The following is a 15,020-nucleotide window of genomic DNA, read 5'->3' on the forward strand; positions in this document are numbered from 1 at the left end:
CGGAAAGTGCCGGGTGACCCCCCGCGCCGCGTGCCATCGCTCGCCGCCCACCTCGCGGCCGGGCCCGCCGCCTCACATCTGCTCGACAGATCCTGGAGTCACCGCCATGTCTTCATCCACCGTGGACCCCGCTGATCCCGTCTTCCAACTGCACGTCGGCGGCAAGATGGCCGTCGCCTCGACGGTGCCGCTCACCAGCCGCGAGGACCTCTCCCTGGCGTACACCCCGGGGGTGGCCCGGGTGTGCGAGGCGATCGCCGCCGACCCCGCCCTGGCCGACGAGTACACCTGGGCGTCGCACGCTGTCGCGGTGGTGACCGACGGCTCGGCCGTGTTGGGGCTCGGCAACATCGGCCCGCGCGCCGCCCTGCCGGTGATGGAGGGCAAGGCGGTGCTGTTCAAGCAGTTCGCCGGGGTGGACGCGGTGCCGATCTGCCTGGACACCCAGGATGTGGACGAGATCGTCGCGGTGGTGCGGGCGCTGGCCCCCTCGTTCGGCGGGATCAACCTGGAGGACATCAGCGCGCCGCGCTGCTTCGAGATCGAGCGTCGCCTCGACGAGGCGCTGGACATCCCGGTCTTCCACGACGACCAGCACGGCACCGCCATCGTGGTGCTCGCGGCGCTGCGTAACGCCGCCACCCTGCTCAACCGCAAGCTCGGCGACCTGCGGGTCGCGGTGAGCGGCGCGGGCGCGGCCGGGGTGGCCGTGACGAAGATGCTCATCGCCGGTGGCGTCAACCCCGACCAGGTCGTCGTCTGCGACTCGAAGGGGATCATCGGCCGGCACCGCACCGAGCTGACCGGTGGCAAGGCCGAGTTGGCGGCGAGCACCAACGCGGACGGCCGCCACGGCGACATCACCGAGGCGCTGCGCGACGCGGACGTGCTGATCGGCGTCTCCGGAGGCGAGATCCCGGAGGCCGCCATCGCCGGTATGGCACCCGGTGGGATCGTGTTCGCGCTGGCCAATCCCACCCCGGAGGTGCACCCGGAGGTGGCCGCCCGGCACGTCGCGGTGGTCGCCACGGGCCGCAGCGACTACCCCAACCAGATCAACAACGTGCTGGCGTTCCCCGGGGTGTTCCGGGGCGCGCTGGACGCCGGCGCCACCCGGATCACCGACGCGATGAAGGTCGCCGCGGCGGACGCCATCGCCGGGGTGGTGGCCGAGTCGCTGACTCCCGAGGCGATCGTCCCGTCGCCGCTGGACCCGCGTGTCGCTCCGGCCGTCGCCGAGGCGGTGGCCGAGGCCGCCCGCCGTGACGGCGTGGCCCGGCGGTGACCGGAACGCCCCGACCGGCGTGGTGACCGGAACGCCGTGACCGGCGTGGTGACCGGAACGCCGTGACCGGCGTGGTGACCGCGACGGCGTGACCGGCGTGCGGCGTGGCCCGGCGGCCGGCCCTTCTTAACGAGCGCTCAGCTTGTTACGGTGCCGATCATGCGTGCTGCCTTCGTCTCCCGCTTCGACGACGCCGATCCGCTCACCGCCCTCACCGTCGGTGAGCGACCCGAGCCGACCCACCCGGAGGACGACTGGGTGACCGTGCGGGTGCGCGCCACCTCGCTCAACCACCACGACCTATGGTCGCTGCGCGGGGTGGGGCTCACCGAGGCGCAGTTGCCGATGATCCTCGGCTGCGACGCGGTGGGTGTGGACCCCGAGGGCAACAACGTGGTCGTCTACCCGGTCGTCGTCACTCCCGGTGACCCACGCGGCGTCTCCATCCTCTCCGAGCACTTCGCCGGGACCCTCGCCGAGCAGGTCGCCGTACCCCGGTCGAACCTGGTCCCGCTGCCCGGCGGCATGGCCGCGACCGACGCCGCGTGCCTGCCCACGGCCTGGCTGACCGCGTGGCGGATGCTGACCACCAAGGGTCGCGTCGCGGACGCCGACAGCGTGCTGGTGCAGGGCGCGGGCGGCGGCGTCGCGACGGCGGCCGTCGCGCTCGCCGTCGCGATGGGCAAACGGGTGTACGCGACCAGTCGCGACGCCGCCAAGCGCGAGCGGATCTCCGCTCTCGGGGCCACCGCTGTGGAGCCCGGCGCCCGGCTGCCGGAGCGGGTCGACGTGGTGATCGAGACGGTCGGCGCGGCGACCTTCGAGCACTCGATGAAGTCGGCCGCCCCGATGGCCCGAATCGTGGTCTCCGGCGCCACCGCCGGCCACCAGCCGACGGTCAACCTGCGCCGGGTCTTCGCCATGCAGTTGGAGATCCTGGGCACGTCGATGGGCACCCCCGGGGAGCTGTACGAGCTGCTGGCGTTCTGCGCCGAGAACGAGGTCCGCCCGGTGGTGGACAGCGTGGTCCCGTTCAGCCGGGTCGAGGACGCCTTCGCCCGCCTGCACTCCGGCGACGCCTTCGGCAAGGTCGTCCTCGACCACACCGCCTGACCCCCGCGCCCGGCCCCCACACCTCCACACCCCCGCGATCTTGCACTTTCTGTTGCCGTCTCGCGAAAAATGTCCCGCTATGACGCGACAGAAAGTGCAAGATCGCGCGGGGGAGGGGCGACGGTCAGAGGTGATCGTCGAAGGTTGCGATGTCGTTGCGGGTCGCGTCCTTGGCGATGCGCTTCTTGGCCGCCGGGTCGCCGTACAGCGACCAGCGCAGGAACTCGACGGACGTGTCCGAGACGACCCGCAGTGACGCGGCGTCGCCGAGCAGCGCTCGGCCGTGGTCACCCTTGGGCAGGCTCAGCAGCGCCTTCGGCCACGGCACCTTGTCGTACGCCGCCTTGCCCGCCGCGTAGTCGACCACCTCGTCCAACTCGCCGTGCACGAACAACTGCGGCGCGGTCGCGCCCGCGAACGCCGTACCGACGCCGACGGCCGTACCGGCGAACACCACCCCGGCGTCCAGCCGTTCGTCCCGGCCCGCGGTGAACAGGCCGATGGTGGTCACCCCGCCGGCCGAGTGCCCCGCCGCGGCCACCCGGTCGGTCGCCAACCGGCCGCGCAGCCCGTCGCCGGCCCTGCCGTCGAGCGCCAGCACCTGGGTCAGCGCGTACGACACGTCGGCCGGTTGGTTGAGGACGTCGAGGACGTTGCCGTCACCGCCCTTGGAGGTGTGCGGGAAGGTCGGCGCGGCCACCACGAAGCCGGCCGCGGCCCAGCGGGTCAGCAGCGCGGCGTAGTCCTCCGGCCGCCCGCCGAGGCCGTGGCTGAACATCACCACCGGAAACCGGCCGTCCGCCGCCGCCGCGGACCGCCTGGCCGCGCCGCCGGCCTTCCCGGCCGCCGGATACCAGAGGGTCACCGGCAGCGCACGGCCGTCCCGGTTCAGCTTGAGCTGTCGTACGCCGACGCCGAAGGCGCTCTCGGGCGCGGACCCGGCGGGTACCCGCGGTGTCGGCGTGGCGGCCGGCGGCGGCTCGACGGCGACCGGCGCGGTCTCCTTCCTCGGGGCGTCCGTGGAGCAGCCGACCAGACCGGTCAGGAGCAGGGCGCTGGCCAGCAGCGTGGGGGTGACACGACGCGACATGGCCTCAATTGTGCCGTGCCGTGCCGGTGGCTCGGGGCGGTCCGGCGCGCTGCGGCCACGCTGTCACCGGTCGTCTCAGGCCGCGGCGCGTTCGGAGAGCGGACGCCGCCGCCGCGCCGGGTCGGTCAGGGAGCGGGGGCGGAAGGCGGCGTTGGGCTCGTACCGGTTCGTGCCGGGTGGCACGATCTCGTCGATCCGGTCGAGGGTCGCGTCGTCCAGGGCGAGGCTCGCGCCCTTGAGCAGGTCCTCCAGGTGCTGCATGGTCCGTGGTCCGATGATCGCCGAGGTGACCGCCGGATGGGCCACGGTGAAGGCGATGGCGAGTTGTGGCAGCGTGCACCCGATGTCCGCCGCGAGGTCGACGAGCCGCTCGACGATGTCGAGCTTGGCCGCGTTCTCCGCGATCGCGGGATCGAACTGCGCCGGCCGGAGAACCGCCCGCCCGGTCGACAGGTCGACGGCCCGATCCTTGCGGTACCTGCCGCTGAGGAAGCCGAAGGCGAGCGGGCTCCAGACCAGCACCCCCATGCCGTAGCGCTGGCAGACCGGGAGGACCGAGGTCTCCACCCCGCGGGCGAGGATCGAGTACGGCGGCTGCTCGGTGCGCAGCCGGCCGAGGCCGCGACGCTCGGACACCTGGTGTGCCTCGACGATCTCCTCAGCGGGGAACGTCGAACATCCGAAGGCGCGGATCTTTCCCTGGCTCACCAGGTCGGTGAGCACCGAAAGCGTCTCCTCGATGTCGGTCGAGGGGTCCGGGCGGTGGACCTGGTAGAGGTCGATCCAGTCGGTACCCAGACGTTGGAGGCTCCCCTCGACCGCCTTGAGGATCCACCGCCGCGAGTTGCCACCCTGGTTGGGCCCCTCGCCCATCGGAAAGTGGACCTTGGTGGCGAGGACGACGTCGTCGCGACGCCCCCGCAGCGCCTTCCCCACGATCTGCTCGGACTCACCCCGGCCGTACATGTCGGCGGTGTCGATGGCGTTGATGCCGCTGTCGATCGCGGTGTGGATGATGCGGACGCACTCGTCGTGGTCCGGGTTTCCGACGGCACCGAACATCATGCTTCCGAGGCAGTGGGTGCTCACCTCGATGCCGGTCCCGCCGAGGGTGCGATAGCGCATGCCGATGCTCCTCTGGCGATGTCGTGACGATCACGGGGGACCCTAGGAGCTGGAGTCGGCTCTAGGTCAAGCCTCGCTACCCTGCTCGGCATGGCCGACGACATCGCGAGTCTGAGCATCGGGCAGGTCGCCGAACGCACCGGCCTGAGCGTGCACGCCCTGCGCTTCTACGAGCAGGAGGGCGTCTTCGTCGATCCGGTACGCCGAGGGCCCGGCGGGCGTCGCGTGTACAGCCAGGACGACGTGGACTGGTTGACCGTCTGCATCATTCTCCGTGCCTCGGGCATGCCGTTGCCCGCGCTGCGCCGGTACGCCGACCTCGTCCGGGCGGGTGCCGGCAACGAGGAGGAACGTCTTGCCCTGATGCGCGAGCACCGCGAGCGCGTCACCGGCCAGATCGGCAAACTCACGCAGTGCCTGGACCTGATCGGTTTCAAGATCGGGGTGTACGAGGATCTGCTCGACGAGGCCCAGCGAGCAGTCGAGCCAGGTCGTCCGCGTCCTTCGGACGGCGGGGACGCTCCGGCATCCACACCGGGTACATCTGCTTGAACTCGATCTGGGCCGCCACCGAGATCGCCGGTACGACCAACGCGCCGATCCGGCCGGGCGGCGCGTCCAGCATCCCGGCCGGCAGGAGGGTGCCCGCCCAGGGGCCGGCGCCCACGGTCGGCCGACCGCTGCCGTCCCGGCCCAGGTACGCCACGCTGACCTCGACGTCTCCCGCGAACAGGTCGAGCTGTCGCTCCGCCGGCATCCTCGGGTCGGGACGCCAGCCCCGGGCCAGCAGCAGTGCGGCGAGTCGCGGCGCGTCCTCGTGCCAGCAGTACCAGTCGACGTCGACGTGCGGGCGGGTCACCGCGCCGAGGTGGAAGTCCATCGCCCACCCGCCGCGCAACCACACCGGGACACCTGCCGGTCCGGTCACCTCGACCAGTTCGGCGATGCTCGCCAACTGGCGACGCGCGAGGTCGTCCATCGGGCCACGGTACCGTCGGGAGGCGTGCGCGTCCGACCCCCGCCCCGAGCCGACAAGGCCGCTGACGTCAGCGTTCAAACAGGCTAGACTAATCCCTTAGCTAAGCGAGAGGGCTGCGCCATGTCGGCTGAGGCCGTGCACTACAACATGCATGATGCCAAGACCCATCTGTCGCGCATCATCGAACGGGTGGAACGCGGCGAGGAGATCATCATCGACCGGGCGGGCACCCCGGTGGCGAAGGTCGTACCCCTGGTCCGGCGGGCCAACCGCACCGCGATCGGCTCGCTCGCCGGCGAACTGGACCTCTCGGGTGACTGGGACTCACCACGGACCAACGCCGAGATCGCCGAGGACTTCGGCCTCGGCGCATGAACCTGCTGCTGGACACTCACGTCGCCCTCTGGGCCATCGCCGGCGACCCGGACCTCGGCCCCGAGTTGCTCGACCAACTACGCCACGAGCCAGACATCTTCCTCTCCCCGGTCACCCTGTGGGAGATCACCATCAAGCAGAGCACCGGGAAACTCGCCGGACCGCCTGACCTTGCGGAGCGGGTTCGAGACATGGGCTTCCGGGACCTCCCGGTGACCCATGCCCACGCCATCGCCGCTGGCCGCCTGCCACCACATCACCGCGACCCCTTCGACCGCATGCTGGTGGCGCAGGCGATCACCGAAGGGTTGACCCTCGCTTCGCGCGACGCGTCGATAGCCCTGTACGACGTGGACGTCCTCAAGGTGTGACCGGACGGCTCGGCCGGGTGCCGGGTGGGGAGTTGCTAGCGGGCCGGGCGTGACTCGTAGCGGGTCAGCGCCGTGCGGGCGTCGAGGGGGAGGCGCGCGCCGGCCGTGCTGTCGCCGTAGAGGGTCCAGCGCAGGAAGTCGGTCGTCGTGGCCAGCACCGGTGTGAACCCGGGACGGTCCGGCGTGAGGTACTCGCCGTGCCCCTGCCCCACGACGCTGAGGAAGGCCGCCGGACCCCGGGTGCGCGCGTACGCCGCCCGCCCGACCGTCACCGGCACCACCGGGTCGGCCGTGCCGTGCACGAACAGCACCGGGGCGCTCGGCCCCGCGAAGCTGCCGGGCAGTCCGCCGCCGGCGATCACGATGCCGGCGCGCAACCGGGTCGGGTGCCCCTCGGTGAACATGCCGGAGGTGGTGAAGCCGCCCGCCGAGTGACCGGCGGCGGCGACCGACGCGAGATCCAGGTGGCCGGCGAGCGGATCACCCGGGTCGCGGTCGAGGCGTCCCAGGTGCCGGATCAGCCGCCAACCGTCGGCGGGCTGGTTGCGGACGTCGGCCCGGGTGAAGTGCGCGGCGTCCGAGCGGGTGTGCGGGTACGCCGGCGCGGCCACCACGAATCCGGCCGCCGCCCACCGGGTGGTCAACCCGGCGTGCAGTTCGGGCCGGCTGTGCAGCCCGTGGCTGTAGACGACCACCGGGAACCGCCCGGCGGCCACACCGTCGGTGCCCACCGGATACCAGAGGGTCACCGGCAGGGGGCGCGCCGAGCGCGGATCGAGGGTGAGCGTACGCACGCCGACGGTGTACGACCCCTCGGGCGCTCGGCGCGCGGCCGGTGGCCCAGTGGACCCGCCGGCCACGGCGGAGGCCGGCGCGCACCCCGCCAGCAGCGCTGTCACCAGTACGGCGACCAGGCGTCCCGCCCCCACTGTCTCACCGTAGGCGTCGGGACCTGCGCGACGGCCCCGCCGTCCGGCCTGCCTCTGCCCCCCACCCGGTCGGGTCACCTCCGCCGCCCGGCCCGACCCGACGCGACCACGGGAGGTGGGGGCGGTGCGTCGGCCATGGCTTCGCTAGGGTCACCGGCATGGCTGAGAACTACACCGACCCCAGTGGCAACACCGAGGCGTTCCGTGCCTTCACCCAGACGCCGGAGGCCGCCGTCCCGGCCGACGCGCCGTCCCGGCTGCCCCTCATCGTCGGCGCGGCGGTGGTCGTGGTGCTGCTGGTGGCCCTGGTCGTCTGGCTCGCCTAGAGCTTCCCCACCACGTCCCGGGTCTGCCGGGCGATCTCCCGTTCCTCGTCGGTGCGGATGACGCACACGCTCACCTCGGCGCCGTCGGGTGAGATCACCCGGTCACCCTGGCCGTCGTTGCGGGTGTCGTCCACGCTGATGCCGAGCCGGTCCAGGCCGGCCAGCGCGGCAGCCCGCACCCCGGCGGCGTGCTCGCCCACCCCGGCGGTGAACGCGATCGCGTCGACGCGGCCGAGCAGCGCGTAGTACGCCCCGACGTACTCGGTGATCCGCCGGCAGTAGACGTCGAAGGCCAGCGCGGCGGCCCGGTCGCCGGCGGCCCGGCGTTGCAGTACCTCGCGCATGTCGTTGACGCCGCTCAGGCCGAGCAGGCCGCTGCGGTGGTTGAGCAGGTCGTCGATCTCGTCCACCGACAGGCCGCCCTCGCGTCGCAGGTGGAAGATCACGGTCGGGTCCAGGTCGCCGCTGCGGGTGCCCATCACCAGCCCTTGCAGGGGTGACATCCCCATCGAGGTGGCGACGCTGCGACCACCGGCCACCGCGCAGGCGCTCGCCCCGTTGCCCAGGTGCAGGGTGATCGTGTTGAGCTGCCCGTACGGGCGGTCCAACAGCTCGGCGGTGCGCCGGGAGACGTACGCGTGCGAGGTGCCGTGGAAGCCGTACCGGCGGATGTCGTACCGCTCGGCGGTGTCCCGGTCGATCGCGTAGGTCGCGGCGGCCTCGGGCAGGGTGTGGTGGAACGCCGTGTCGAAGACGGCGACCTGCGGTACGTCCGGCAGGGCCGCCCGTGCCATCTCGATGCCGGCCAGGTTGGCCGGGTTGTGCAGCGGGGCGAGCGGGACCAGGTCGCGGATCGCGGCCAGCACCGCGTCGTCGACGAGCGTCGGGGCGGTGAACGTCCGGCCGCCGTGCACCACGCGGTGCCCGACGGCTGTCAACCCGGTCAGGTCCAGCCCGTCCAGGATCTGCCGGACCGCGCTGGCGTGGTCCGCCGGGCCGCCACCGGCCTCGCCGACCCGCTCGACGGTGCCCTGCCCGAGCGTGCGGTCCCCGTCGTAGAGCCGCCACTTCACCGACGACGACCCGCAGTTGAGCACCAGGACCCGACTCATGACGCCTCCCCGGCGGCCGCCTGGATGGCGGTGATCGCCACCGTGTTCACGATGTCCGGCACCAGCGCGCCCCGGGACAGGTCGTTCACCGGCCGGCGCAGGCCCTGCATCACCGGCCCGACGGCGACCGCCCCGGCCGAGCGCTGCACCGCCTTGTACGTGTTGTTGCCCGTGTTGAGGTCCGGGAAGATGAAGACCGTGGCGTGCCCGGCGACCTTGCTCTCCGGCAGTTTGGTCGCCGCCACCGCCGGATCGATCGCCGCGTCGTACTGGATCGGCCCCTCGACCAGCAGGTCGGGCCGGCGTTCCCGGACGAGCGCGGTGGCCGCGGCGACCTTCTCCACGTCGGCGCCCGCGCCGGAGCTGCCGGTGGAGTACGACAGCATGGCCACCCGGGGCTCGATGCCGAACCGTGCGGCGGTGTCGGCCGACGAGATCGCGATGTCGGCGAGCTGGGCGGCGTCCGGGTCGCGGTTCACCGCGCAGTCGCCGTAGACCAGCACCCGGTCGCGCAACAGCATGAAGAAGACGCTGGAGGCCACCGAGACGTCCGGGACGGTACGGATGATCTCGAAGGCGGGTCGGATGGTGGCGGCGGTCGTGTGCGTGGCGCCGGAGACCATGCCGTCGGCGTGCCCGGTGGCCACCATGAGCGTGCCGAAGTAGTTGGGCTGGGCCACGATGTCGTACGCCAGCTCGGCGGTGACGCCCCGGTGGGCGCGCAGGCGCGCGTACTCGGCGGCGAACTCGTCGTGCCACCCACTGCTCGTCGGGTCGACGAGCCGCGCGTCGCCAAGGTCGATGCCCAGCTCGCGGGTGCGCCGGGCGATGTCGTCGGGACGGCCCAGCAGCGTCAGGTCGGCCACGCCCCGGCGTAGCAGGATTTCCGCCGCCCGCAGGATCCGGTCGTCGGTGCCCTCGGGAAGCACCAGGTGGCGGCGCTGCGAGCGGGCCCGGTCGATCAGCTCGTTCTCGAACATCAGCGGGGTGACCCGCGTCGAGCGGCTCACCCGGAGCCGGCGGGCCAGGTCGTCGGTGTCCACGCAGCGTTCGAACGCGCCCAGCGCGGCCTCCACCTTGCGCGGGTTGGCCACGCTGGGCCGCCCCTCGATTCGGCTGGACGCCTCGACCGTGTCGTAGCTGTCGCTGCCCACGGACAGCACCGCCAGCCCGGTGTTCAACCCCTCCACCAGCCGCATGACCCGGGGATCGGGCTGCTCGCCCAGGGTGAGCACCAACCCGGCCACCGACACCTGCCCGGCCACGTGGGCCGCGCTGGCGGCGACGAGCAGGTCGGCCCGGTCGCCCGGGGTGATCACCAGCGCCCCCTCGGTGAGGTGGCCCAACAGGGTCGGCACGTGCGCCGCGCCGACCACGAAGTCCAGCACGTCCCGCCCGAGCGCGGCGTCGTCCCCGGCCAGCAGGGTGGCGCCGAGCGCCGCCGCCACCTCGGCCACCGTCGGCGCCGACACGCTCGGCACCTCCGGGATGGCGTACGCGGGCACCGGCAGCTCCGGCAGCGTCATCGGTCCGGGCACCCGGTTGGCGATCACCGCGAGCACTGTCGCGCCCAGGTCGGCCAGATCGTGGTACGCCCCGCGCATGGCCGCCGCGACGGCCGCCGGCTCCTGCTCGTAGCCGTCCACGACCGGTACCACCACGCTGCCGAACTCGGTGGCCAGCCGGGCGTTGAAGGCCAGCTCGCGAGGGTGCGCGGGGTCACCCGGCTCGTCGAAGTCGCTGCCCACCACGACCACCGCCGGGCACTGCCGCTCGACCGCCCGGTAGCGCTCCACGATCGCGGAGATCAGCTCTTCGCGCCGGCCGTCGGCGACCAGCGCGGCCGCCTCGGCGTAGGTGGCCCCGGCCAGCTCGGCGACCGGCACCTCGACCCGGTACCGCTCGCTGAGCAGGGCGAGGATCGAATCGGGGCCGGTGTCGGCGACCAGCGGCCGGAACACGCCAATCCGCCCCACCTGCCGCGACAGCAGTTCGGCCAGTCCGAGAGCGATGGTCGACTTACCCCCGCCCGAACCCACGCTGGTCAGGTACACGCTGCGAGCCACGCCCCCACCCTAGAAGATCGCCGGCCCCACGCCGCTCCCTCCCGAGCACCCCGCCCCCTCCCGAGCACCCCGCCCTCGTGATCAAGAGGTTTGCGTCACGATCGGGGCCAGAAGTGACGCGAACCTCTTGATCACCGGGTCAAAGGGGTTAGGCGTCTTCGTCGTCGGGGTCGTCCAGGCGGGCCAGGTAGGTTGCCAGGCGTTCGATGGGGGTTTCGAACTCCGGGTTGAGGTCGACGAAGTCGCGCAGGCGCTCGCCCAGCCACTCCAGGGTCACCTGCTCGTCGCCCCGGCGTTCGACCAGCTCCTCGATGCCACGGTCGGTGAAGTACACGTCGTACGTCCTCGTGCTCGGCCCGGCGCGGACCGGGCGGGTCGGTGATCGGATGGACCGACGCGAGCCGGGGCAGGACCGCGGTCGACGGCCCTGCCCCGGCTCGCGTGGCGCGGTCAGTTCACGGGCGGGGAAGTGCCGCCTCGATGAGCGCGGTCTGCTCGACCTCGTGGGTCTTGGCCGAGCCGACCGCCGGGGCCGCCGCGGCCGGGCGGGAGATCCGCCGCAGCCGGACGTCGGTGAGGTGCTCCAGCAGGTTGAGCGCCACGAACGACCAGGCGCCCTGGTTGGCCGGCTCCTCCTGCACCCAGGCGAAGTCCTCCGCGTTCGGGTACTGCGCCAGGGCGGCGCGGATCTCCTCGACCGGCAGCGGATAGAGCTGCTCGATCCGGAGGATCGCGGTGTCGGTGACGCCGCGCTCCTGCCGGGCCTGGAACAGGTCGTAGTAGACCTTGCCGGAGCAGAGCAGCACCCGCTTCACCGCCTCCGGCGCCGGGGCGGCCGTGTCGCGCAGCACCGGCTGGAAGGTGCCGGTGGTGAAGTCCTCCACGGAGGAGACGCAGAGCTTGTGCCGCAGCAGCGACTTGGGCGTGAACACCACCAGCGGCTTGCGCTTGGGCGACAGGGCCTGGCGGCGCAGCAGGTGGAAGTAGTTCGCCGGGGTCGTCGGGATGGCGACCCGCATGTTGTCCTCGGCGCACATCTGCAGGAACCGCTCCGGGCGACCGGAGGTGTGGTCCGGGCCCTGGCCCTCGTGGCCGTGCGGCAGCAGCAGGGTGACAGCCGAACGCTGACCCCACTTCACCTCACCGGACGAGATGAACTCGTCGATCACCGACTGGGCGCCGTTGACGAAGTCGCCGAACTGGGCCTCCCAGGCGACCAGCGCGTTGATGTTCTCCACCGAGTAGCCGTACTCGAAGCCCATCGCCGCGTACTCGCTGAGCAGCGAGTCGTGCACGAAGAACCGGGAGCGCTCGCCGTCGCCGGTGAGCGACTTGAGCGGCAGGTAGTCGTCCCCGGTACGGGAGTCGACCACCGACGCGTGCCGCTGGACGAAGGTGCCGCGACGCGAGTCCTGACCGGCGAGCCGGACGGTCACCCCGTCGTGCAGCAGCGCCCCGAACGCGATGATCTCGCCGTACCCCCAGTCGATGTTGCCCTCGACGGACATCTTGGCCCGCCGGTCGAGCAGCTGCTGGATGCGCTTGTGCGGGGTGAAGCCCTCCGGCAGGTTGACGTGCGCCTCGCCGATCGCCTTGACGACGGCGGCGTCGGTGGCGGTGTCGACGGCCGGCTCCGGCTCCTCCTCGCGGCGCGGCCGGTTGAGCTGGCGCGGCGCGGCGGCGGCGTCCCGGGTGGCCTTGAAGACCTTCTCCAGTTGGGCCTGGTAGTCGCGCAGCAGCTCCTCCGCGTCCTCCACGGTGATGTCGCCGCGACCGATCAGCTCCTCGGTGTAGAGCTTGCGCACCGAGCGCTTCGAGTCGATGATCTTGTACATCTGAGGGTTGGACATCGACGGGTCGTCGCCCTCGTTGTGGCCGCGCCGGCGGTAGCAGACCATGTCGATCACGACGTCCTTGTTGAACGTCTGCCGGTACTCGAAGGCCAGCCGGGCCACCCGGACCACGGCCTCCGGGTCGTCGCCGTTGACGTGGAAGATCGGCGCCTGGATCATCCGGGCCACATCGGTGCTGTAGAGGCTGGACCGGCTGTACTCCGGGGCGGTGGTGAAGCCGACCTGGTTGTTGACCACCACGTGCACGGTGCCGCCCGTGCGGTAACCGCGCAGCTGCGACAGGTTGAGCGTCTCGGCGACCACGCCCTGCCCGGCGAACGCGGCGTCACCGTGCACCGCCAGCGGCAGCACGGTGTAGCCCTCCAGCTTGAGGTCGATCCGGTCCTGCTTGGCCCGGACGATGCCCTCCAGCACCGGGTCGACGGCCTCCAGGTGCGACGGGTTCGCCACCACCGACACCTTGACCGCGTGCTCGCCGTCCGGGGTGGTGAACTTGCCGTTCTGGCCCAGGTGGTACTTCACGTCGCCGGAGCCCTGCGTGGAGCGCGGGTCCAGGTGGCCCTCGAACTCCGAGAAGATCTTCTCGTACGGCTTGCCGACGATGTTGGCCAGCACGTTGAGGCGGCCCCGGTGGGCCATGCCGATGACGACCTCGTCCAGGCCGTTCTCGGCGGAGGACTCCAGCACCTCGCCGAGCAGCGGGATCAACGACTCGCCGCCCTCCAGCGAGAAGCGCTTCTGGCCCACGTACTTGGTCTGCAGGAAGGTCTCGAACGCCTCGGCCGCGTTGAGCCGGTTGAGCACGTGCTTCTGCTCGTCGGCGGACGGCTTCTCGTACTTGCGCTCGATCCGCTCCTGGATCCAGCGCCGCTCCTCCGGGTCCTGGATGTGCATGTACTCGATGCCGACCCGGCGGCAGTACGAGTCACGCAGCACGCCGAGGATCTCGCGCAGCTTCATCCGCTGCCGGCCGGCGAAGCCGTTGACCGGGAACTCGCGGTCCAGGTCCCACAGGGTCAGCCCGTGCTGGAGAACGTCCAGGTCGGGGTGCTTGCGGATCTTGAACTCGAGCGGGTCGGTGTCGGCCATCAGGTGACCGCGCACGCGGTACGCGTGGATCAGCTCGTGCACCCGGGCGGTCTTGTTGATCTGACCCTCGGAGTTGACGGCGACGTCCCGCATCCAGCGGACCGGCTCGTACGGGATCCGCAGCGAGGTGAAGATCTGGTCGTAGAAGCCGCGCTCGCCCAGGATCAGCTCGTGCATCACCTTGAGGAACTCGCCGGACTGCGCGCCCTGGATGATCCGGTGGTCGTACGTGCTGGTCAGCGTGATGACCTTGCTGACCGCCAGCTCGGCGAGGGTGGCCTCGGACATGCCCTGGTAGGGGGCCGGGTACTCCATCGCGCCGACGCCGATGATCGCGCTCTGCCCCTGCATGAGCCGCGGCATCGAGTGCACGGTGCCGATGCCGCCCGGGTTGGTCAGCGAGATCGTGGTGCCGGCGTAGTCCTCCATGGTCAGCTCGTTGCGCCGCGCCCGCCGGACGACGTCCTCGTACGCCTGCCAGAACTGCCGGAAGTCCATCTGCTCGCAGCCCTTGATGGAGGGGACCACCAGGTTGCGGGTGCCGTCCGGCTTGGCCAGGTCGATGGCGATGCCGAGGTTGACGTGCGCCGGGCGGACCACGGCCGGCTTGCCGTTGGCCTCGGCGAACGAGTTGTTCATCTCGGGGTGCTCGACCAGCGCGCGGACCATCGCGTAGCCGACGAGGTGGGTGAAGCTGACCTTGCCGCCCCGCCCCCGGGCGAGGTGGTTGTTGATCACGATCCGGTTGTCGACCAGCAGCTTCGCCGGGACCGCACGCACGCTGGTCGCGGTCGGCACGCTCAGCGAGGCGTCCATGTTCTGGACGATCTTCGCGGCGACACCCCGTAGCGGCGTGGTCTGCGGGCCGTCGGCGGTCGGCGCGGGCGCCTTCGCGGCCGGCTTGGCCGGGGCCTCCTTCGCCGGCGCCGGGGCGCTCTTGGCCGGGGCGGGCGCGGCGGCGGCCGGCTTGGCCGGAGCGGCGGCGGCCGGCTTCGTGGCGGGCTGGGTCACCTTGGCCGCGGCCTCCGGCTGGCCGTCCGGCTCGGGGGCGGCGCCCGGCTTGCCAGCGCTCTCCGTCGGGCGCGGTGTGGCGGCGCCGGGCGCTGGTCGATAGTCGGCGAAGAAGTCGTGCCAGGCTGAATCGACGCTCGTGGGGTCGGCGAGGTAACGCTGGTACATCTCCTCGACGATCCACTCGTTCGGGCCGAAACCCGCCAGTGGGTTCTCCTGCGAAGTCTGCTGGGTCGACACGGCCGGTAATCGCCTCTTTCACGCGGGTTTGTGTGTCACGCGGTGTCCGTCACGCC

Annotated in this window: 14 protein-coding genes; 6 read left to right on the plus strand and 8 right to left on the minus strand. The window is 71.9% G+C overall.

The genetic code is table 11. The features are described from left to right. Nucleotides 1–106: 106 nt before the first annotated feature. Both AB0J36_RS25040 and AB0J36_RS25045 read left to right on the plus strand, forming a co-directional pair. Nucleotides 107–1,285, plus strand: coding sequence for an NADP-dependent malic enzyme (locus AB0J36_RS25040; protein WP_357175327.1), 1,179 nt, complete (start codon nucleotides 107–109; stop codon nucleotides 1,283–1,285). Nucleotides 1,286–1,435: 150 nt separating this feature from the next. Further along, on the plus strand, nucleotides 1,436–2,398 hold the full coding sequence (locus tag AB0J36_RS25045; RefSeq protein ID WP_357125828.1) for a zinc-binding dehydrogenase: 963 nt from the start codon (nucleotides 1,436–1,438) through the stop codon (nucleotides 2,396–2,398). A gap of 124 nt (nucleotides 2,399–2,522) precedes the next feature. Here the strand turns inward: AB0J36_RS25045 and AB0J36_RS25050 are convergent, their stop codons facing one another. Both AB0J36_RS25050 and AB0J36_RS25055 read right to left on the minus strand, forming a co-directional pair. Further along, entirely contained in the window at nucleotides 2,523–3,488 is a 966-nt protein-coding gene (locus AB0J36_RS25050; RefSeq protein ID WP_357125825.1) for a chlorophyllase, read from the minus strand. Nucleotides 3,489–3,563: 75 nt separating this feature from the next. Then, nucleotides 3,564–4,613 carry an aldo/keto reductase gene (locus AB0J36_RS25055; RefSeq protein WP_357396499.1) on the minus strand — a complete coding sequence of 350 codons (1,050 nt, stop codon included), beginning with the start codon at nucleotides 4,611–4,613 and terminating at the stop codon, nucleotides 3,564–3,566. A gap of 90 nt (nucleotides 4,614–4,703) precedes the next feature. Between AB0J36_RS25055 and AB0J36_RS25060 the strand changes: the two genes are divergently transcribed. Continuing rightward, on the plus strand, nucleotides 4,704–5,165 hold the full coding sequence (locus AB0J36_RS25060) for a MerR family transcriptional regulator (protein ID WP_363661185.1): 462 nt from the start codon (nucleotides 4,704–4,706) through the stop codon (nucleotides 5,163–5,165). Here the strand turns inward: AB0J36_RS25060 and AB0J36_RS25065 are convergent. Then, on the minus strand, nucleotides 5,047–5,592 hold the full coding sequence (locus AB0J36_RS25065; RefSeq protein WP_363661186.1) for an aminoglycoside adenylyltransferase: 546 nt from the start codon (nucleotides 5,590–5,592) through the stop codon (nucleotides 5,047–5,049). The two genes, AB0J36_RS25060 and AB0J36_RS25065, sit on opposite strands and share 119 nt — an antisense overlap. Nucleotides 5,593–5,712: 120 nt before the next feature. On the opposite strand from AB0J36_RS25065, the gene AB0J36_RS25070 reads away from it, so the two are divergent. Beyond that, nucleotides 5,713–5,967, plus strand: coding sequence for a type II toxin-antitoxin system prevent-host-death family antitoxin (locus AB0J36_RS25070; RefSeq protein WP_357125813.1), 255 nt, complete (start codon nucleotides 5,713–5,715; stop codon nucleotides 5,965–5,967). Beyond that, nucleotides 5,964–6,338, plus strand: a complete 375-nt coding sequence (locus AB0J36_RS25075; RefSeq protein ID WP_357125810.1) for a type II toxin-antitoxin system VapC family toxin — start codon at nucleotides 5,964–5,966, stop codon at nucleotides 6,336–6,338. Before AB0J36_RS25070 ends, AB0J36_RS25075 begins: the two co-directional genes overlap by 4 nt. Before the next feature lie 35 nt (nucleotides 6,339–6,373). Here the strand turns inward: AB0J36_RS25075 and AB0J36_RS25080 are convergent, their stop codons facing one another. Then, on the minus strand, nucleotides 6,374–7,267 hold the full coding sequence (locus AB0J36_RS25080) for an alpha/beta hydrolase (protein WP_357175308.1): 894 nt from the start codon (nucleotides 7,265–7,267) through the stop codon (nucleotides 6,374–6,376). Between the two features lie 158 nt (nucleotides 7,268–7,425). Here AB0J36_RS25080 and AB0J36_RS25085 point away from each other — a divergent pair, with 158 nt between their 5' ends. Further along, a complete protein-coding gene (locus tag AB0J36_RS25085; RefSeq protein ID WP_357125804.1) occupies nucleotides 7,426–7,593 on the plus strand; it encodes a hypothetical protein in 168 nt (55 codons plus the stop codon). Here the strand turns inward: AB0J36_RS25085 and AB0J36_RS25090 are convergent. From AB0J36_RS25090 to AB0J36_RS25105, 4 genes are all read right to left on the minus strand, one after another. Beyond that, nucleotides 7,590–8,705 carry an acetate kinase gene (locus AB0J36_RS25090; protein ID WP_357175302.1) on the minus strand — a complete coding sequence of 372 codons (1,116 nt, stop codon included), beginning with the start codon at nucleotides 8,703–8,705 and terminating at the stop codon, nucleotides 7,590–7,592. The genes AB0J36_RS25085 and AB0J36_RS25090 overlap by 4 nt on opposite strands. Continuing rightward, nucleotides 8,702–10,771 carry a phosphate acetyltransferase gene (pta, locus tag AB0J36_RS25095; protein ID WP_357125798.1) on the minus strand — a complete coding sequence of 690 codons (2,070 nt, stop codon included), beginning with the start codon at nucleotides 10,769–10,771 and terminating at the stop codon, nucleotides 8,702–8,704. The genes AB0J36_RS25090 and pta overlap by 4 nt, the downstream gene beginning before the upstream one ends. Nucleotides 10,772–10,919: 148 nt before the next feature. Beyond that, entirely contained in the window at nucleotides 10,920–11,105 is a 186-nt protein-coding gene (locus tag AB0J36_RS25100; RefSeq protein WP_139582193.1) for a DUF6104 family protein, read from the minus strand. 121 nt (nucleotides 11,106–11,226) lie between these two features. Continuing rightward, nucleotides 11,227–14,964, minus strand: coding sequence for a multifunctional oxoglutarate decarboxylase/oxoglutarate dehydrogenase thiamine pyrophosphate-binding subunit/dihydrolipoyllysine-residue succinyltransferase subunit (locus AB0J36_RS25105; RefSeq protein WP_363661187.1), 3,738 nt, complete (start codon nucleotides 14,962–14,964; stop codon nucleotides 11,227–11,229). Between the last annotated feature and the right edge of the window lie 56 nt (nucleotides 14,965–15,020).

Source organism: Micromonospora sp. NPDC049662 (genome assembly GCF_040675055.1).
Classification (GTDB): domain Bacteria; phylum Actinomycetota; class Actinomycetes; order Mycobacteriales; family Micromonosporaceae; genus Micromonospora.